Origin of the sequence: Siccibacter turicensis LMG 23730 (assembly GCF_000463155.2) — a bacterium.
Classification (GTDB): Bacteria; Pseudomonadota; Gammaproteobacteria; order Enterobacterales; family Enterobacteriaceae; genus Siccibacter; species Siccibacter turicensis.
This window is the reverse complement of sequence record NZ_AWFZ01000021.1, coordinates 1-625: the sequence shown is the minus strand read 5'-3', so window position 1 is coordinate 625 and position 625 is coordinate 1. Positions and strand designations below refer to the sequence as shown.

Below are 625 nucleotides of genomic sequence, written 5' to 3'. Positions count from 1 at the left end.
AGTACAGGAATATTAACCTGTTTCCCATCGACTACGCCTTTCGGCCTCGCCTTAGGGGTCGACTCACCCTGCCCCGATTAACGTTGGACAGGAACCCTTGGTCTTCCGGCGAGCGGGCTTTTCACCCGCTTTATCGTTACTTATGTCAGCATTCGCACTTCTGATACCTCCAGCATACCTCACAGTACACCTTCGACGGCTTACAGAACGCTCCCCTACCCAACAACACATAGTGTCGCTGCCGCAGCTTCGGTGCATGGTTTAGCCCCGTTACATCTTCCGCGCAGGCCGACTCGACCAGTGAGCTATTACGCTTTCTTTAAATGATGGCTGCTTCTAAGCCAACATCCTGGCTGTCTGTGCCTTCCCACATCGTTTCCCACTTAACCATGACTTTGGGACCTTAGCTGGCGGTCTGGGTTGTTTCCCTCTTCACGACGGACGTTAGCACCCGCCGTGTGTCTCCCGTGATAACATTCTTCGGTATTCGTAGTTTGCATCGGGTTGGTAAGCCGGGATGGCCCCCTAGCCGAAACAGTGCTCTACCCCCGAAGATGAATTCACGAGGCGCTACCTAAATAGCTTTCGGGGAGAACCAGCTATCTCCCGGTTTGATTGGCCTTTC

Annotated in this window: 1 rRNA gene; it reads right to left on the bottom strand. The window is 53.6% G+C overall.

Annotated elements, in window-relative coordinates:
* Positions 1-625 (bottom strand): 23S ribosomal RNA (locus DW58_RS04260); the annotation flags it as partial.